Source organism: Prauserella endophytica, assembly GCF_005146945.1.
In the GTDB taxonomy this organism is placed as follows: domain Bacteria; phylum Actinomycetota; class Actinomycetes; order Mycobacteriales; family Pseudonocardiaceae; genus Prauserella_A; species Prauserella_A endophytica.
In genome coordinates this window covers 1-16,725 of record NZ_SWMS01000056.1, presented here as the reverse complement: position 1 = coordinate 16,725, position 16,725 = coordinate 1, and the positions used below count along the sequence as shown (strand labels likewise).

The 16,725-nt window shown below is 68.0% G+C and carries 24 protein-coding genes and 1 pseudogene; 6 read left to right on the top strand and 19 right to left on the bottom strand.

Annotation, left to right across the window (positions count from 1 at the left end):
• Positions 1-62: 62 nt before the first annotated feature.
• Positions 63-188: pseudogene (locus FCN18_RS38310) on the top strand (ATP-binding protein); the annotation flags it as partial.
• A 208-nt stretch (positions 189-396) separates the two neighbouring features.
• Here FCN18_RS38310 and FCN18_RS38305 read toward each other — a convergent pair.
• Positions 397-825 (bottom strand): ATP-binding protein, encoded by a 429-nt coding sequence (locus tag FCN18_RS38305; RefSeq protein WP_110344119.1) that lies wholly within the window; start codon positions 823-825, stop codon positions 397-399.
• 292 nt (positions 826-1,117) lie between these two features.
• Here FCN18_RS38305 and FCN18_RS38300 point away from each other — a divergent pair, with 292 nt between their 5' ends.
• The gene (locus tag FCN18_RS38300) at positions 1,118-1,519 is read left to right on the top strand and encodes an STAS domain-containing protein (RefSeq protein WP_158303280.1); all 402 of its coding nucleotides are present in this window, start codon (positions 1,118-1,120) and stop codon (positions 1,517-1,519) included.
• Positions 1,520-1,589: 70 nt separating this feature from the next.
• Here FCN18_RS38300 and FCN18_RS41045 read toward each other — a convergent pair whose 3' ends face one another.
• The 4 genes from FCN18_RS41045 to FCN18_RS38285 form a co-directional block, all read right to left on the bottom strand.
• Entirely contained in the window at positions 1,590-2,033 is a 444-nt protein-coding gene (locus FCN18_RS41045; RefSeq protein ID WP_228714353.1) for a hypothetical protein, read from the bottom strand.
• Positions 2,030-2,341, bottom strand: coding sequence for a DddA-like double-stranded DNA deaminase toxin (locus tag FCN18_RS38290; RefSeq protein WP_158303279.1), 312 nt, complete (start codon positions 2,339-2,341; stop codon positions 2,030-2,032). Before FCN18_RS38290 ends, FCN18_RS41045 begins: the two co-directional genes overlap by 4 nt.
• On the bottom strand, positions 2,338-2,802 hold the full coding sequence (locus tag FCN18_RS39405) for a hypothetical protein (RefSeq protein WP_146770629.1): 465 nt from the start codon (positions 2,800-2,802) through the stop codon (positions 2,338-2,340). Before FCN18_RS39405 ends, FCN18_RS38290 begins: the two co-directional genes overlap by 4 nt.
• Positions 2,803-3,220: 418 nt before the next feature.
• Positions 3,221-3,400: a hypothetical protein gene (locus FCN18_RS38285; protein ID WP_110344124.1), complete on the bottom strand. Its 180-nt coding sequence runs from the start codon at positions 3,398-3,400 to the stop codon at positions 3,221-3,223.
• Positions 3,401-3,515: 115 nt separating this feature from the next.
• On the opposite strand from FCN18_RS38285, the gene FCN18_RS38280 reads away from it, so the two are divergent.
• Positions 3,516-3,704: a MerR family transcriptional regulator gene (locus tag FCN18_RS38280; RefSeq protein ID WP_110344125.1), complete on the top strand. Its 189-nt coding sequence runs from the start codon at positions 3,516-3,518 to the stop codon at positions 3,702-3,704.
• Here the strand turns inward: FCN18_RS38280 and FCN18_RS38275 are convergent.
• Positions 3,695-3,940 carry a hypothetical protein gene (locus tag FCN18_RS38275; RefSeq protein ID WP_110344126.1) on the bottom strand — a complete coding sequence of 82 codons (246 nt, stop codon included), beginning with the start codon at positions 3,938-3,940 and terminating at the stop codon, positions 3,695-3,697. The two genes, FCN18_RS38280 and FCN18_RS38275, sit on opposite strands and share 10 nt — an antisense overlap.
• A gap of 430 nt (positions 3,941-4,370) precedes the next feature.
• Between FCN18_RS38275 and FCN18_RS38270 the strand changes: the two genes are divergently transcribed.
• Genes FCN18_RS38270 through FCN18_RS38260 form a run of 3 tightly spaced genes read left to right on the top strand, consistent with a single transcriptional unit; the run spans position 4,371 to position 5,934 of the window.
• Complete coding sequence (locus tag FCN18_RS38270; RefSeq protein WP_110344127.1) at positions 4,371-4,580, top strand: hypothetical protein; 210 nt, start codon at positions 4,371-4,373, stop codon at positions 4,578-4,580.
• Complete coding sequence (locus FCN18_RS38265) at positions 4,577-5,104, top strand: DUF6879 family protein (RefSeq protein ID WP_228714352.1); 528 nt, start codon at positions 4,577-4,579, stop codon at positions 5,102-5,104. The genes FCN18_RS38270 and FCN18_RS38265 overlap by 4 nt, the downstream gene beginning before the upstream one ends.
• Positions 5,101-5,934, top strand: coding sequence for a helix-turn-helix domain-containing protein (locus FCN18_RS38260; protein ID WP_110344128.1), 834 nt, complete (start codon positions 5,101-5,103; stop codon positions 5,932-5,934). Before FCN18_RS38265 ends, FCN18_RS38260 begins: the two co-directional genes overlap by 4 nt.
• Before the next feature lie 2 nt (positions 5,935-5,936).
• Here FCN18_RS38260 and FCN18_RS39400 read toward each other — a convergent pair whose 3' ends face one another.
• The 13 genes from FCN18_RS39400 to FCN18_RS38200 form a co-directional block, all read right to left on the bottom strand.
• Positions 5,937-6,089 carry a hypothetical protein gene (locus tag FCN18_RS39400; RefSeq protein WP_158303278.1) on the bottom strand — a complete coding sequence of 51 codons (153 nt, stop codon included), beginning with the start codon at positions 6,087-6,089 and terminating at the stop codon, positions 5,937-5,939.
• Between the two features lie 413 nt (positions 6,090-6,502).
• On the bottom strand, positions 6,503-6,772 hold the full coding sequence (locus FCN18_RS38255; RefSeq protein WP_137097501.1) for a hypothetical protein: 270 nt from the start codon (positions 6,770-6,772) through the stop codon (positions 6,503-6,505).
• 225 nt (positions 6,773-6,997) lie between these two features.
• Complete coding sequence (locus FCN18_RS38250; protein ID WP_112277139.1) at positions 6,998-7,858, bottom strand: F510_1955 family glycosylhydrolase; 861 nt, start codon at positions 7,856-7,858, stop codon at positions 6,998-7,000.
• Positions 7,859-7,999: 141 nt separating this feature from the next.
• Positions 8,000-8,224 (bottom strand): CDGSH iron-sulfur domain-containing protein, encoded by a 225-nt coding sequence (locus tag FCN18_RS38245; RefSeq protein WP_110344131.1) that lies wholly within the window; start codon positions 8,222-8,224, stop codon positions 8,000-8,002.
• A 3-nt stretch (positions 8,225-8,227) separates the two neighbouring features.
• A complete protein-coding gene (locus FCN18_RS38240; protein WP_110344132.1) occupies positions 8,228-8,434 on the bottom strand; it encodes a heavy-metal-associated domain-containing protein in 207 nt (68 codons plus the stop codon).
• 90 nt (positions 8,435-8,524) lie between these two features.
• Positions 8,525-9,931, bottom strand: coding sequence for an NADH-quinone oxidoreductase subunit N (locus FCN18_RS38235; RefSeq protein ID WP_228714351.1), 1,407 nt, complete (start codon positions 9,929-9,931; stop codon positions 8,525-8,527).
• A 13-nt stretch (positions 9,932-9,944) separates the two neighbouring features.
• Positions 9,945-11,432, bottom strand: a complete 1,488-nt coding sequence (locus FCN18_RS38230) for a complex I subunit 4 family protein (RefSeq protein ID WP_137097499.1) — start codon at positions 11,430-11,432, stop codon at positions 9,945-9,947.
• 25 nt (positions 11,433-11,457) lie between these two features.
• Complete coding sequence (locus FCN18_RS38225; RefSeq protein WP_137097498.1) at positions 11,458-13,311, bottom strand: proton-conducting transporter transmembrane domain-containing protein; 1,854 nt, start codon at positions 13,309-13,311, stop codon at positions 11,458-11,460.
• Positions 13,312-13,314: 3 nt separating this feature from the next.
• Complete coding sequence (nuoK, locus tag FCN18_RS38220) at positions 13,315-13,620, bottom strand: NADH-quinone oxidoreductase subunit NuoK (protein ID WP_113644187.1); 306 nt, start codon at positions 13,618-13,620, stop codon at positions 13,315-13,317.
• Positions 13,617-14,180, bottom strand: a complete 564-nt coding sequence (locus tag FCN18_RS38215) for an NADH-quinone oxidoreductase subunit J (RefSeq protein WP_137097497.1) — start codon at positions 14,178-14,180, stop codon at positions 13,617-13,619. Before FCN18_RS38215 ends, nuoK begins: the two co-directional genes overlap by 4 nt.
• 11 nt (positions 14,181-14,191) lie before the next feature.
• Positions 14,192-15,073, bottom strand: a complete 882-nt coding sequence (locus FCN18_RS38210; protein ID WP_228714354.1) for a complex I subunit 1 family protein — start codon at positions 15,071-15,073, stop codon at positions 14,192-14,194.
• Positions 15,074-15,104: 31 nt separating this feature from the next.
• On the bottom strand, positions 15,105-16,052 hold the full coding sequence (locus tag FCN18_RS38205; protein WP_228714350.1) for a hypothetical protein: 948 nt from the start codon (positions 16,050-16,052) through the stop codon (positions 15,105-15,107).
• Between the two features lie 224 nt (positions 16,053-16,276).
• Positions 16,277-16,624 carry an NADH-quinone oxidoreductase subunit A gene (locus FCN18_RS38200; RefSeq protein ID WP_110344140.1) on the bottom strand — a complete coding sequence of 116 codons (348 nt, stop codon included), beginning with the start codon at positions 16,622-16,624 and terminating at the stop codon, positions 16,277-16,279.
• Between the last annotated feature and the right edge of the window lie 101 nt (positions 16,625-16,725).

Here is a 16,725-nt window from a genome sequence, read left to right as displayed (position 1 = left end):
AACGCCAGGGAGGCGCACCAACCCCATCGTGTACATCGTGGACGCTCAACCCGAGCGGTTAGATAACCGCCGCGATGATCGACCGCCTCGTCCACCACGCCGAAGTCATCTCACTGAAGGGAGACAGCTACCGACTCAAGGACCGAGACCTCGGCCGCGTCCCAGCGGCCACCAAGACCAACGACTAGCAACATCCCGGGGTGGGTCAACCTTCACCCGGAACAACCGGGTCAGGATTCAAGCGGCGTTGACACCGTCGCCGGTGCCTGCGGCCAGAGAAGCCCCCGGCCGCCGGGGGGACATCAGACCGGGGCGAGGCGGCTCGGCGGCTATGACACCGATCACCCAGAACGGTAGTGTCTCGGAGCGGTCCGACCCGGCTCGCGCGGCTCACTTCTACCGATCGAGTGAGAAAGACCGGCGAGTCCAGCACAGGGTCACCGTGGTGCCCGTGTCGGTGGAGCTGATGGTGACCGCGTCGGCCAGGCCGCGCATCAGCGGCACGCCCCGGCCGCCGTGCCGGTGGCTTGGCCGGTCGCTCCACCGGCCCGCGTCGGAGATCGTGACTTCGATGGTGTGGTCGACGGCCCGGGCGGTGACCGCCATGGTTCCCCGGACGGCGTCCCGGTAGGCGTGGGCGACTGTGTTGGCCATCGCCTCGTACGCGGCCAGCTTGACGTCCTCGACCAATCCCGAAGGCAGCCCGTGTGCGCGTGCCCAGCGGGCCAGTTGGTTGCGCAGCAGAGTGGTTTCACTGCTGACCGCCGGGACCCGGCGGTGCCATACCGCTGGTACCTCTCGCGGCCGCTCCGTCTCACTTGCCATACCACCCTTGCCTCACTGCTCGCATCCTCCGAGATGTAGCCCGCGGGAGTGAGCGACAAACGACTCCGCCGCGGCAGTCACAGTCCACTACGCCGTGCGCGTGCGCGCCATTTCCATCGAGCATCGGGCGGCAACAATTGGGCCTCGTCGAAGTCGCCGCGGGCGTACAGTGGGGGCACTAGCGTTGCAGGTGGCGCGCTCGCGCGGCGATGGGCGTGCTTCGACCAATGAGGGCTGCGGACGGCGAGCGTGCCCGACGGCGCACTGGTTCCGTGGTCGGATGGGGGTCACCATGACCGGCAACCAGGACAGGGACCCAGCCGCCAGGGCGGCAGCGGCCCTGCTGTCCGCGGATGTGACACGCCGTGACTCGTGTTGCGTGGTGCCGGGGGCCGGCGAGGTTGACATGGTCGCGGTGGAGGAGGTGCGGCGCGTGGTTGGTGATGAACCGGCCGGCAGGACACAAGCGCTGATCATCGACATGCGCGCGGTCTGTTTCTGCGGCTCCGCCGGGGTGAGCTACCTCGCCGAGCTCGCCGAACGCGCCCACGCTCGCCAAGCGCATCTCGCCGTCGTCCCGTCACCGCCGCTGAACCGGGTCCTGAAGATCGTCGGCCTCGACCGGGCACTGCCCACCTACGCCACCGACGCCGTGGCGGTCGCCGACCTCGGCATCCCTGACCAGTGCCGCTGACCTCCCGGGAAAAGCCGGTCAGGTCTGCAGCATGCGCGGCCTGAACGGCGAGGAGCCCCCGGCCCCGCGTTCACGCGCCGCCGGGGGCTCCGCTCGGGCTCCTGCCAGCGTTCACGGCGGCGCGGCGACCCATTGGACGCAGGTGGGGCGCTGCCTGGTGGTGACGCACTCGCGCACGGCCGCGTGCATGGTCTCGATCGGCACCTCGGAGCCGGGGGTCCTGGTCGTACTGGTGGCCGTCCCAGGTGAAGTACTCGACCGGTTCGGCGTTCAAGCCGTTGAGGGGCAACTGGAGTTCGCTGGGGTCGGCCCAGCTGCGGCAGCCTCGGTCGCCGCGGATGCCGGCGACGAGCACGTGCTCGCCGTCCTCGCCGGAGTACAGCTCCCATACCACGCCAGCCTCGGGCGGGCGGGCCAGTTCGCGGCTGACGTTGTCCATGATGCGCAGGAGCTCATCAGCGTCGGGGATGGTGGTGACGTCGCAGGCGGGCTGAGCTGTCAACGTGGTGCTCATGCTGTCCCCTCGTAGGTTTCCGTGAACGGTTCGCACCGCTGACTGGTGCCGTGCACGGTCAACGTGTGCCCTTCGGGAAGGTACCTCGGCAGCACCTCTTGGCCACCGAGCAGCATGCGACTGCGGGCCCGGCAGGGCTCGTTGTTGATCGTGACCTCGCTGTGCGTGCTCCCTTCGAGCAGCATCTTCGCGGCCACCTTGAGTTCCACGTGGTTGCCCAGACGTCGAGCGGTCTGGTTGGGGAACCCCAGCTCGGTGAGTCGCTGGCGGATCGCGGGTGTCCACGTGCCGTCCTGGCCGGAGGTCAATGGCACGAGACTGCCGTCGGCGAAGCCCACGGTGCGGTCGACGGCTGGCCGGCTCGGACTCTGCAGGGCAGCATGTCGACGCACCATGCGGCCTCGGTCGGGTACCGCGAGCCGTCCGGCGCTGGCACCCCCGGCGCGGTCGGTGCGGGCGCGGGTGTCGGATCTGGCCGTCGTGGTGGTGTAGTCGGGTCGCGCCCGGTGGCGCCCAGCTCGTGCAGGTAGGCCCGCAGCGACTCGTCGACGGTTCGGAGTGGGCCGTGGACTGCGGTGGCGGCCTCAGCAGCCTGCGAGGCCGAGACGGGTAGCTGCTTCGCCTCGGGGTCGTTCGCGCCATACAGGACGGCGGCGTAGGCGTCGCGCGCTTCGCCGAGGAGTCCTGCGACGTGCTCCGCGTCGGCACGGACCCGGGCCAGCAGATCCAGGGCTCGCCAGATCGCCGCCGCGAGCGCTTCCACCGACATCCGTTTACCCCCGCCGGAGCATGGCACGCCAGTCCGACATCTCCCGTGCTCAGCTTCCACGGTGCCCAGTCCTTTCCGGTGCGTCGGTCGAGGGCCCGCCCGGCGCTGGGAGGCGGGCGTAGGCGCCGGGCGGGCATGCGCGGCGCGCCTTGCGGGTGGCCGGCGTCGCTGGGCGGTCGACGCGACCAGGGCAGCCGATGGTCAGGGTGGTGTGCTGTTGTCGTCGGGGCTGCCCGGTTCCTGGTGGCTCGGGACACCAGACGTAGATGCCATCGCGGACGTAGACCACCCACTGGAATGCCATCGCCACGAGAATCAGGTCGCCGAATGTCGCGAAGGGGGTGGGGCATCGGGGTTGCGCACGTCTCGCCCTCAGCTTTGATCCGGCGCGGGGCGAAGACGTTCAGCCACGGCATGTTCATGTGGGGTGGGGAGGACCGAGCATGACGTCGGCCTCAGGCCAGTGCGGGGGCTTGATCTGGTCGAGCACATCGAACGCCGCCTGTTGTTCGCCCTCCTCGACGAAGAGGTACAGGTCGCCCCACTGCTCACGGCTCAGGTGTGCAAAGTCGCCTTCACGGCTCACGCACCAGCTCACGCCGGTCTCCTCCCGCCGGTGGCGAAGGGTACAGAAACATCGGAAACCGTCGGAACATTCAAGATCGTCGTAAACGTCACTGACCAGCGGATTCCGTCGGGAACGTCCTGTAAAAGTGGTCCGTGCCCAGCAAGCTCGTAACCACTGTGAGGCCGCCAAGGAGATCGGCGTCTCGCGGCAGACGCTGTCCGAATGGGCCAAGGACGGCGTCGTCACGCCGAAGTACCGGACACCCGGCGGGCATGCACGGTGGGATGTGGAGGACCTGCTGCGGCAGCTCGACGAGCGGCACGATCAAGGCTGACCTGTCGGCCGCGCGTCGATGATGACGCGCTGCGGGGCGATCATCCGGGCGTCCAGTTCGGCGGCGCGCGCGTAGAGATCCGCGGTGATACCACCGAGAACCTCGGCGAGTTGACGAAGCCCCTCGGCCGGCAACTCGCCCCCGTCCTGGTGAATCATCAGCTCGACCACGACGTCGCCGAGGTGCACATTCACCTGTGCCAGCCGGGCGAGCAGTTCTCGATCGCGAGCGATCATGCCGCCACCTCCACCTGTCTCGGGGTCGACTGCGTCAACCACATGCAGGTCTGACACGTCGAGGGATCGACCAGCCGCGCGTCGACAGCACTCGGCCAGATCAGCCGGTTGCAGCGCGTGCGCACGAAGGAGATGCCTCGACCGTCCTGCCGTGTCTCGAGGACTACATGCTTCTGCTGGCCAACGGTTTGCCATGTTCGAGCTGCCACGGCGCCGCGCTCCTTCCGTCCGTGCGGTCCGAATATCCCTCTACGGTCGGCGCGAAGGCAATAGAATTCATAGAATTCTTGCGCAACTTCACCTGTTTGCGTCAATGATGCAACTTTGTGTGTTCATTCCGGCGTGCGGATGGCGCGGATGGACACTCGTGGCGCGGGCGACTTTTCATGGATTCTGTAGATTCCATGACGAGCTACGGAAGGATGCACTCGTGAAGCTGACTCACCTGGGGAGCACGTCGAAGAACGGTGGCTGCCCGGAGGCATACGAGACTGATCGCGGCACCTTCGTCGTTCAGGGCACGAGGGTCACCGATCCCGAGGCGCTCGCGATTCTTTGTGAGCGTGGTTTGCCCGACCACGAGACCGCGGTCGAGATCCCCAAGGAGCTGGTGGAGTTCTTCCAGGGGGCCCGTGGGTGACGGTACGTCGTCTCGGCCCCGGCGAGCTGGGCGCACTGCTCGACACAGTGCGCCGCTCGTCGTGGCGGTGGGAATGCCAGGGTCACTACGCCGTCGACGAGGACGAGCTCGACGCGTGGCGCGCCGGCCAGCCGGTCGAGGAGACCGACGAGGACCGCGCTTGGCACGCCTACATCCGTCGCCTGCGCGCTGCGGGCATCCCGTTCGAGCGCGTGCGGATGCTCACTGACCCGCTCAGCGAGTACCTGCGGTGGATGCTCTCGGTCACCCACGCCAACGTCGAGGCGGGCGAGGGCATCCGCTGGATCGACCAGCACCAGGCGGCCCAGCTGGGGATGCCGGGCTACGACTTCTACATCCTCGATGACGACCGGGTCGCGGTGCTCTGCTTCGATGAGCAGACCGAGCTGATCGGCATCGACCTCGACGACGACCCCGAGGTCGTGCGGCAGCACCAGGGGTGGCGTGATCTGGTGTGGCCGCTGGCGACGACCCACGCCGACTACATCGCAGGGAACAGGTGAGCATCGAGAAACGGCAGCTCACGTTGGCCGACACGTTGCGCGGCCTGCGCGAGCGGGCGGGGTTCCGCACCGGCAAGGACTTCGCGGCGCACATCGGCTGGCTGCCCTCGAAGGTCAGCCGGATCGAGAACGGCCGCACCCTGCCGAGCGACGCCGACGTGGCCGCGTGGGCCGTAGCGGTCGGTGGCGGCGACCTGGCGCAGATTGAGCTGCGTGACGAGGTGCGCGAGATCCGGCTCGAACGCGGCCGCTGGAAACGACAGCTGCGGCACGGTCACGCCGATCTCCAGCGCAGCACCGCTAAGGCTGTGCACGACGCCCGCTCGATTGTGATGGTCGAGTTCTTCCTCGTGCCCGGCCTGGTTCAGACCGCCGAGTACGCCCGCGCCGTGTTCGAGCTCGCGGCCGAGATGCACCAGACACCCCGCGACTCCGACGACGCGGTACGCGAGCGGATTCGGCGGCAGGACGTGCTCTATGACCCGGACAAGCGCGTCGAGATCCTCGTCGCCGAGGCCGCCCTGCGCTACCCGATCTGCCCGCCGGTGGCGATGCGGGCACAGCTGGACCGGCTCGGCAACCTCGCGGGCCTAGCGCACGTCCGGCTCGGCGTGCTGCCGCTCGACACCGTGCTGCCCACCGTCACGATGCACGGCTACACGATCCTCGACGACACGGTCACGATCGAGGTCAACCACACCGATGTCGTCGCTACCGACCCCGAGGACGTGGCGCTCTACCGCGGGATCACCGACCGGCTCTGGGAGGCAGCCGCCGAGGGTGACGACGCACGTGAACTTCTTTCGCGCGTCACCACCCCCACCCGCTAGGCCTACACCAGGGCGAGCACGAGGATGCCGAACGCGCGGCCGAGGATGCCAAGCACGATGCCGGTGACGGCGCTGCCCTCGTTGGTCGCCAGGCCTTGTCGCACCTTGCTTACTCCCAGGATGCCGAGGATCAGCGAGATGAGCCGAGCGGCCACAGCAGCAGTGACATGAGCCCGAGCGTGAGCGCTGCAGTGCCCGTGCCGTTGTCGGGCGCCCGGTACGGGTAGGGATACGGCGCCGCGTGGGGCACGGGCGGCGGATAAGCCTGGTACTGCGAGTAGGACTGCTGGTAGGGGACGAGCGGCTGAGGCCCGCTCGGTGGTTGCTGATGGCCGTACTTCTGGCTGGATCGGGGAGGTAGGGCTGCGTCATGGCGCTCCTTGGTCGTCTACCAGGCTCTTCGGAGGAATCTCCTGCCGTGTCACCGTTCTTTGCGAGCTGTGGCCGAGCTGTGACACGGCTCGATCGACCCTGCGCCCAACGGTGACCATCGTCACCGCGACGATCATCGCGGCCTCAGCTCCGACGCGGAAGGCGGTGTCTGCGACCGCGACGAGCGCGCGCCGCTTCACAGACCGCCTCCGTCCAGACCAAAGAACGACTTGACGGGGCTAGAACCACCCGGCGCTGCTGGCGCATCGGAGTCGATCCACAGGGAGGCGACGACCGACTTGGTGACCAATGGCTTGTTCGCGACGATGCGCATCCCATCTTCAGCGCCATGGCGCTCGCGTATCTCGGGCTCGCGCTCATGGCCCCGAGCGTCCTCGCGATCGTTGGCCTTGCCGCTCTCCTGGCGGCAATCGAACTGCAGGTGCGGATCGAAGTATCCGCCCAATCGGAGACGAGCTGTCTGAGCTTGACCACCGCCAGAGAACGCGACGCGCGGCCAGGTCAAAGAGCGTGGCTGTATCGTGGGCTTGCTCGCTCGGCGAGCACCAACGGAGGCCACGCCACAGATGGGAAGCCCGCTGGGCGCACCGACAGGTCAGCGGGCGGATGTGCGAGGTGTTACTGGTTGATCAAAGATCGTTGAAACCGACGCAACCAGGCGGGCGAGCTTTCAGCCTAGCTCTTGGCGCAGGGTGAACGTACGTCCGCCGTCGCGGGATGCGTAGATTCCCGTTTCGGTGGCGACGTAGACCTCGGAGCTGCCGTTCGTGGCGAGGGCTTGCGGTGCGCCGGGTACCTGGCCCGCCGTGGACCACGAGGTGCCGCCGTCCTTGCTGGTGTGCACCCTGCCATCCGGATCGATGCCGATAAGGGTGTTCTCGGATGGCCAGTCGAGGAGTAGCAGGAGAGGAGCTTTCGGCATGGTGGCGAAGGTGCGGCCGCCGTCGGTGCTACGCGCCGGGCCCTCCTCGGTGGTTGCTAGCACGGTGTTCGCGTTGGTGGGGTGGACGGTGAAGTCGGCGAGTGCGATGCTTGCGCGCCGGTCCCAGTTCTGTCGGTCGCTGGTGACCATGAGCTGCTGGCTCTGGCTGTCGTAGCCGTACACCTGGTTGTGTTTGGCTTCGAGGGCGTGGAAGTCGGCTTGGCCGGATAGCGAGAGGGGCGCCCACGTCTGCCCCGCGTCGGTGCTTTCGATGAGGCCAAGGTGCGGCGGGAGGTCCTCGTCCGGGGCGGGGTGGCCGCTTCCGAGGAAATGCCGTGGGCCTACGACGGTGAATCCCATCGTGTCCTGCTGTCGGTCCGCGATCAATTCGGGTTCGCCCTGATCGGGAAGCCGGAACACCCCGTAGTGGCTCGCGGCGTAGAGAGTGCCGTCGGCGGGGTCGATGCCGAGTCCGTGCACGTGCCCGAGGCTGGGCGGCGCGCCGGGCACGTTGTTCGCCGTCTGCTCGGCGGTTTGACCGCACGCGGTCAGTGTGGCGGCGGCGATCACAGTCATCACGCCAAGGCGCATCCTGTTGCGCTGTGTCACCGAGCTGCAACTCCTTCGTCATCTGCCTCCCCGGACAAAGTGAACTATATAGGTTAGTAGTTTTCGGCAATGTTGGGGCGATGCAGAGCTAAGTGTGGCGAAGCGGTGGCGCTGGGAGGTTGCCAGCGCCACCGCTGCTGCTTAGGTAGACCTTTCGGTGGCGTTGAACCCGTTGCGGGCGTGTGACCCGTCGCAGAACGGCTTCTTCGCCGACATCCCGCAACGGCACAGCAGGGTCGTGCGCCCTGGACCCAGCTCATAGCTGTTGTTCTCGTGATCGACGAGACGGATAGGGCCCTTGATCTGATAGGGGCCGTTGTCCACCGCCTTGACCACGATGCGGTCGGAACTTGGTTCGGTGCTCATGGCTTACTGGGCGACTTCGTAGCCGGCGTCTGCGATCGCCGCCCGGACGAGCTTGCCGTCAATTGGGTTGTCGCTGATCACGGTGACTTCACCGGTGGCGATGTCGACATCGACGTCGTTGACGCCGGCTACGCCGGTGACTGCGGTGGTCACCTTGTTCATGCATCCAGAGCAGGTCATGCCTTTGACGGTGTAGGTGCTCGTGCTCATTGATTTCCCTTCGACGGTGGTCAATGGCAACTTAACACTACGGGGGTAGGGTATCAAGGGGATTGGCGCGGCCCTGTTTCGGCGGAATGCTTAGCTGATGAGGATGTTGCCTTGGAAGACTGCGAGGATCGGGCCGGCGAGGACGCCGACGGCGATGGAGGCCGGTGCGGCGAGGTAGGCCGTGGTCGCCGCCCGGGGTTCGGCGTGTTCGATGGTTGTGGGGTTGGAGCGCATGGCGGGCGCGATCCATCGGAGGTAGTAGAACACGCTGGCGGCGGTGTTGACGGCGGCGAGGACGACCAGCCAGACGAAGCCGGCGTCGAAGGCGGCGGTGAAGACGGTGAGCTTGCCGGCGAACACGCCGGTTGGTGGCGTCCCGACGAGACCGAGCAGGCAGATGGTGAGGCCTAGCGCCAGCCAGGGTTGGTGGCGCCGCAGGCCGCTGTAGTCGGTGAGCGTGCGCGCGGCGGGCAGCGCGCAGACTACCGCGAACGCGCCGAGGTTGGTCACGGCGTAGGCGGCGAGGTAGAGCAGCAGGCTGGGGAGCGCGAGTGTGCTGCGTCCGGCGGCGGCGACGGCCATCAGGAGATAGCCGATCTGGCTGATGGTGGAGTAGGCGAGCAGGCGGCGTACGTCGGTCTGGAAGAACGCGGCGAGGTTGCCCAGGGTCATGGTGGCCGCGGCGAGGACAGCGAACAGAAGTGGCCAGTCGAGTGAGGCCAAGCCTAGTGGAGCGGCGACGAGCCGGTAGAGCGCCACGGCCGCGCCGATCTTCGGGATGGTGGTGACGATCGCGCCGACCGGTGGCCGGGCGCCCTGCGTGACGTCAGGGACCCAGAACTGGGCCGGCACCGCGCCCGCCTTGAACAGCAGGCCGGCGAGCACGGCGATGACGCCGACGGCCACGGCGGCCTTCGGGGCGTCCGGTATTCCCCCGGCGAGCGCGGCGTAGCCAGCTCCGCCGCCGACCCCGGACAGCAGCATGATGCCGAACAGCATGGTGACGCCGAGCAGTGCGCCGAGCAGGTAGAACTTCAGGCTGGCCTCGGTGCCGGGGGAGTCCTTGGCGAACGCGGTCAGCGCGTAGAGGGGAACGCTGGCCAGTAGATAGGCGGCGCCGAGCAGGAGCAGGTCGTTCGTTCCGGCGAGCAGCACGGTGCCGAGCGCGCTGAGCAGCAGCAGGACGACGAACTCGGTTTCCCGGCGATGGCCACGGACGTCCGCGGTCAGACCGAGCACGAGCAGAACGGAGACCAGCACGACGACCCGGGTCGCGTGGGTGGCGATGTCGATGGAGTAACTGCCTTCGAACACCGCCGTGCTCGGCTCCGGCCAGTCGAGCACCGTGGAGACGAGCCCGGCGAGGCAGGCGAGCGCGGCGAGAACATGGATCAGCCACTGGCGCCGACGGGGCAGGTAGGAGCCGAGGAGCAGGCCGAGCACGGCGCTGGCAGCGAGGAAGATCTCGGGCAGGAGCAGGCCGAGCTCCTGGGTCATCGTTCCTTCCATGTCAGCGGCTCACCAGGTCGCCGAGGGTGCGGGCCGCGGGTTCGATGACGTCGAGCAGGAATCGCGGGAACAGGCCGACCACGACGGCGAGCGCCATCAGCGGCGCGATCGAAATGGCTTCGGGGGCGGTGAGATCGGTGGTGCCGCCCGCGGTGCGCGGCGGGCCGAGGAAGATGCGCTGGTATGCGCGGAGGAACAGGGCCGCGCTGATGAGAATGCCGAGGAAGGCCAAGGCCGTGGCGACGGGCGTCGCCCCGAGCGAGCCGGTGAAGATCTGGAACTCGGCGATGAAGCCGGAGAACCCAGGCAGCCCCAGGGAGGCGAAGGCCGCGATCGCGGTGAGCCCGGCGAACCGGGGTGCGCTGGCGGCGAGCCCGCCATAGGAGCCCATGTCGTAGGTGTGTCCCCGTTCGTAGAGGACACCGGCGAGCAGGAACAGCGCACCGGTGATCAGGCCGTGGCTGACCATCTGCGTGACGGCTCCGGCGACGGCGAGGTCATGGGCCTGTTCGTTCGACGTGGCGATGAGCCCGGCCGCGCCGATGGCGAGGATGATGTATCCCATGTGGTTGACGGAGGTGTAGGCGATCATCCGCTTGAAGTCGCGTTGCGCCAGTGCGACCAGCGCACCGTAGAGCACGCTGAGCACACCCACGATCACGATCACCCAGGCGTAGCGGCGCCAGGTGTCGGGCAGCAGGGGCATCGCGATGCGCACGAACCCGTAGGTGCCCAGCTTCAGCAGGACACCCGCGAGGATCGCGGACCCCGCTGCCGGGGCCTCGGTATGGGCTGGTGGGAGCCACGTGTGGAACGGCACGGTCGGCGTCTTGATCGCCAGGCCGACGACGAGCGCGAGCAGCACCAGCGTTCCGGCGACGCCCTGTCCTGCCAAGGGGTTCTGTTCGGCGAGCCGCGCGATGTCGAAGGTGTGGGGCTCGGCGGAGAGGTAGAGCCCGATGAACCCGAGCAGCAGCGCGAGCGAGCCGACGAACGTGTAGAGGAAGAACTTCAGCGCCGCCCTGGCCGCTCCCCGGTGTCCCCAGCCGGCGATGACGAAGTACATGCCCACGATGGACAGATCGAAGAAGACGAAGAACAGGATCAGGTCCAGGGACACGAACAGGCCCAGGCACACCGTTTCCAGGAAGAGAAACAGGGCGGCGAACGAGCGGATGCGCTGGGTCTGGCGCAGGGAGTAGATCGCGCAGGCCAGGAACAGCACGGCGGTGACCGCCACCAGCGGCAGGCTCAGTCCGTCGACGCCGAGGTGGTAGCCCGAGCTGACACTGGGGATCCACCGGCGGTTCACCTCGTAGGCGTAGCCCGGGGTCGCGGGGTCGTAGGCGAGCCACAGGCCGAGCACGAGAGCCAGCTCCACAGCACTGGCGGTGATCCAGGTCCAACGGACCGCGCTGTCGCCGAGCCGTGGGAAGGCCAGCAACCCGGCGGCGACGGCCACGGGCAGGAACACGATGATGCTGAGCACGCCTACCTCACGTTCGATCCGGTGTTCATCCGAGCACGACCAGCAGGACGACGAGCGCGGCGAGGGCCACGACGGCCTGCGCGTAGTAGTGGTGCAGCTGACCGGTCTGGGGGCGCCGGGCCGACCGTCCCAAGCGGCGGAAACCGTGGGCTACCGCGCGGACGACGCCGTCCACGGACCACTCGACGCGTGCGTCGACCGCGCGCGCCACCGAGGAACCCACCGCGACCGCGGCGCGCACGCCGCCGTCGATGACCCGGTCGTCGAACCGGGCCAGCGCGACGGCTGCGGCCCGGGTCGGCGCCGCGACCAGGCTGAGTGCCGCCGCCTCGAGCCCGAGCCATCCAACCCATGGTTCGCGTGCCCGGACGTCGCCGCGACGGCGAACGACCGCGGCAGCAGCGCCCGCGGTGGCCAGGGCGACGACCGCGGACACCAGCAGCTCCCACCACGCCGCGGCCGCGCCTTCGGTCGTGGAGACGATCCCGGCGAAGGCGTCCCAGACGGCGGGGACGGCGAGCACGCCGAGGGCGGCCGCCCCGGCGGCGAGCGGTGGCAGCGCGCTGCGCTGCCACGCATTGACCCGGCCGGTGGCGCGCTGCTCGACGTGCCCCGCCGCGCCAGGATCGGGAGCTGACCACACGATCGCCACGGCACGACCGGCATAGGCGGCGCTGAGCGCCGCGGCGGCGAGCCCGACCAGATACAGCGGCGTGGCTTCCCGCAGTGCTACGGCGAGCACGTGGTCCTTGGTCGCCCAGATCGACAAGGGCGGGATCCCGGCCAGCGTCACGGCTCCGGCGGTGAAGGTCACGCCGACGACCGGGTACCGACGGGCGACGCCGCGAAGTGCTAGCAGGTTTTTGGTGCCCAATGCGGTCAGCCACGCCCCAGCGGCGAGGAACAGCAGGCTTTTGGTCAGCGCGTGCGCCACGAGCTGACCGCTCCCGGCGGCGACCCCGCCCGCTCCTGCGGCGAGCACCATGAATCCGACCTGGGCGCAAGTGGAGGCGGCCAGCAGTTGCTTGAGATCGCTCTGCACCACGGCCACGGCCCCGAGCGTCAACGCGGTCAGGGCGCCGGTCCACGCCACCAGCACACCCGCCCACGGGTTGGCACCGAGTAGCGGCTCCAGCCGCAGCAACAGGTAGGCGCCGGCGGCGACCATCGTCGCTGAGTGCAAGAGGGCGGACACGGGGCTGGGGCCGTCCATGGCGCGAGACAGCCAGAAGCTGAACGGCAGCTGGGCCGACTTGCCGAGCGCCGCCAGCACCACACCCGCGGCCACGACGTCCTGCCACCCGTCTGACAACCCGGCCAGCTCGTCGAGGGCGAGCCCGCCCGCGCCGCCGGCGAGTGCCGCTCCCGCCGCCAGGTAGAGCCCGAGGTCGGCGGAGCGGGTGGTCAAGAACGCCACCGTGCCCGAACTGGCCCGCCGGGACTCCCGCCACCAGAAACCGATGAGCGCGTACGAGGCCGCGCCCATCACCTCCCATGCCATCAGCAGCGTGACCAGTGTCGTGGCGGTGACCGTCACCAACATGGCGCCGGCGAAGAGCAACATGAACCCGAAGAACCGTGCCCGCGCCTCCTCCGGGCTGAATTCCCCGACGGCGAAGATCAGCACCGCAAGTAGCACGACGGAGACGATGATGACCATGACCGCGGAGAGGCCGTCGACCCGCAGACCGAACGACACACCTTCCACATAGGACGCCGCGACCGCCGGGCGTTGGGTGGTCACGATGGCCGACAGCGCCAGCGTCAGCGCCGCTGCGGCGATCGCGACGGGCACGGAGAGCGAATCCGCGCGCTTGCCACACGCCAGCAGCAGGCTGCCGACCGCCGGTGGAACTCCGATCAGGAACCACAGCGTCATGTGTTAGCCCTTCAAATCCGCGGCCATGTCGGTCATGTCCACGTCTCGGGCCCGGAACACCGCTGTTGTCACGGCAAACCCGGCCGCCATCTCGATCGCCATCGCTGTGATGGCCAGGACAATGACCACCTGCCCGTCCGGGCGATCGGGCGCGGTGAAGTACCAGAACGCCGCGCCACCTACGATCACGGCGTTGATCATCAACTCAAGGCCCATCATGATCATGACGATGGACTGCTGGGAGAGCGCACCGTAGAGGCCGACGCTGAACAGTGCGGCCGCGAGGAGCAAATACTCTTGCAGACTCACCTGCCGACACCTCCTCGGACGGGGTCGTCGGGGCGATCGCGGTCCAGCCGGTCGCCGTAGCGGTCGTACCGGCCCCGGTGTGTGGCCAGGACGACCGTGGCGACGATCGTGGCGAACAGGGCGAGCCCAAGAACGATCATCATCAGCATCTTCGGCCCCATCAGCGCCTCACCCAGGGCCATAGTCGGATCCTCGGGCTGCGGCGCGGACGATGTGGGCCAGTCGATGAGGTAGATCCCGGTCGCCAGGACTGCGAAAGTGCCGATGGCGATCGCCAGCGAACCTTTCTGGTTGTGCACCATGGTCATCGGCATCAACCCGGCGGGATTCATCATGTACATCAGCATGAAGACCACCATGATGACCATCTCCATGATCATCATGAGGATGACCAGCACCCCGAGATATGTCAGGTCCACGAGCAGCACGGTCCCGGCTGCGAAGAGGAACGACGCCAGCAGCGCGAACGTCGCGCGGGCCATTGAGTCGACGCGAAACACCGCGACGCCGGTGATCACCGATCCGGCCGCGCACAACCAGAACACGATCTCACGCCACATCGAGCACCTCCTCAGATGACCACAAGGGATACGAACAGCGCCTGCAACAGCGTCGCCGGAATCAGCACCATCCAGGAGATCTCTTCGAACCGTTCCATCCGGATCGTCGGCACCCGGCGGCCCGCCCACACCAATGCGGCCAGCACAAGTGCTGTCTTGACCAGCGTCCACAGCCAGTCCGGAAGAAGGGGCCCGGAGCCGCCACCGAGGAACAGCGGCACGGCCATCGCTGCCCCGGAGACCAGGAGGACCCATCGGCCCGCGACGAACACGAGCCTGTCCACGCCGGACAACTCGGCCAAAACACCACCGGCGACGTCACTGCTCACGGCGTGGTTGAACGGTCCGGCGAACGCCATCGCCAGCACCGAGAGCAGGTAGACGGCGAAGGCGACCGGCATCCACACGACGAACCACAGGTCTTGCTGGGCAGCGACGATATCGGCGACCCGCAGCGAACCGGCACCGAGCGCCGCGGTGGTCAGTACGAACATGTGCGGTAGCTCGTACGCCAGGCCTTGTGCGACGAACCGGTACCCGCCCACCAGACCGAACGCCGAGTTGGCGCCCCACCCCGCCAGCCACACCGCCGCCCACGCGACGATCTCCATCGCGTTGAACCACACCACACCTGCCGAGAGATCTCCGACTGCCCACTGCCCCAGGGGAGTGACCAGCGAGGCGAGCACCGCGGCCACCAGCAGCACCATGCCCGCTGCGCGCCACAGCAGCGTGTCGGCGGCCAGCGTGCGCCGACGCTGTTGCACGAGCAGCCCGGCCGCGGAGCGCAGCGGAGCGAGAGCAGCCGACCGAGGTGCGGCCACCCCGGCGGCCCGGGCGGCGAGGGTGGCGTCGAACGCCGCTGCGCCCACGGCGAACAACCCCAAAATCACTGGCAAGAGCAGCACTCCCCACGCTGTCGTCTCAACCATGATGAGCCTCGCACACGGTGAGCATGTCGGTGTCGAGGTCCAGGCTCGCGACGATCAGCCGCGCCGTGGCCAGCTCGCAGCCCTCCAGCACGCTGGGGAGGACATCGACGGCCCACGGCGTGCCGTCAGCCACATCCGGGGGTGCGACTGACGTCTTGGGGTCGGCCAGCGAGTCGACCCAACGGTAGAGACGGGTCAGTGCATCTCCCGCGAGTGCCCTCGGCGTGGAGGGCTTGTCTGGCACCTGTCCCACCCCGGTCAGTAGCCACGGCAGCGTGCGGGAGCGGCGCACCTGCCTGCCCCACCTCCGGATGGGGCCCGCGATCTCGGCTTGCGGCGTCCCAGTCAGCACCTGATCCCGCAGACGTCGCGCGACAGCGGCGGCATCCGCCCAGCCAGCGATCGCGAGCAGGGCAGCGCTCGCGTCCAACCACCTGGCCTTCAGGGGGCGCCCCGGGCGCAGCCAGAATGCGTCTCCCCGGGCATCGCCTATGCCGAGCACTTCGACCGCTGCCTGCTGAATGACATCGCCTTGTAGTTTCGTGCGCACGACGAGCCCGGGCGGCCAGAGCGGCAGTAGCGGACCGAGCGGTACGTGCAGCTGGTCGAGAGTGAGCCCATCCCGATCGTCCGCCCGGCCGGCCATCGGCACGCCGCCCGCCAGCTGCATGCCATCCATGTCGTGTCCGTGATGACCGTGGTGCTCGTGGTGACCATGTTGCTGTTGGTCTTGCTCCGCGTGTCCGCTGCCGGACGGCGCACTGTGATGTGAACGATGTTCGGCATGGCTTCCGTGTTCTTGCCTGCCGGCCTCCGATTCAGGGCGATCACCGGCGGACAGGGCCTCGGTCGCCTGTTTGTGCTGGTAATCGACGTTGTGCAGGGCGCTGACCGCCACGTCGAGTTCACGCGGTGCGTCGTTCGCGGCCTGCACGTCCACCCGTGTGCGGGGTGCGGGTATGAGCCCCCATAGCTGTTCGACAAGGGGCTCGAGCGCATGCCCGGCGACACCTGCAACGACGAGTATGTTCGCCTCTGCGGGACTGAACGCCGTACCCCACGCCCGTTCCCTCACACAGCGCTCGACGGCCAGCCGTGCCTCCGTGCCACCAGGTACGGTGACCACCAGGGGCCGGGGTGGCATCGTCCTCAGCAGCCACCTGCTCAGCTCCACCGCAACGCCCCTTCTCGCCAGGCATAGGTCACACCGGCGAAGAGAATTCCCAGGAAAACGAACATCTCCACCACGGCGGTCATGCCTTCCTCGGCGACCACGAGCGTCCACGGGTACATGAACACCATTTCCATGTCGAACGCCAGGAAGATCATCGTCAGCGTGTACCAGCGAACGTGATATCGCGACACGGCATGTTCGGCGGGCGCGTGCCCGGACAGGAACGGACGTACGTCCCTGAGGGTGCTGCCCAATCGGAGGAGGAAGGCGACACCGTAAAGGCCAGCGATGATGCCGATGATGACCACGGCCAGGAGAAACGCATTGCCGACGTTCACGGCGACTCACACCTCCCGCGCTCGGCTGGTTCTAGTACTGCAACGGCAGTTAAGGAAGTGGGTAGCCGCGGCGTTTGTAGTGGCTGAGGCGGGCTTGGTGT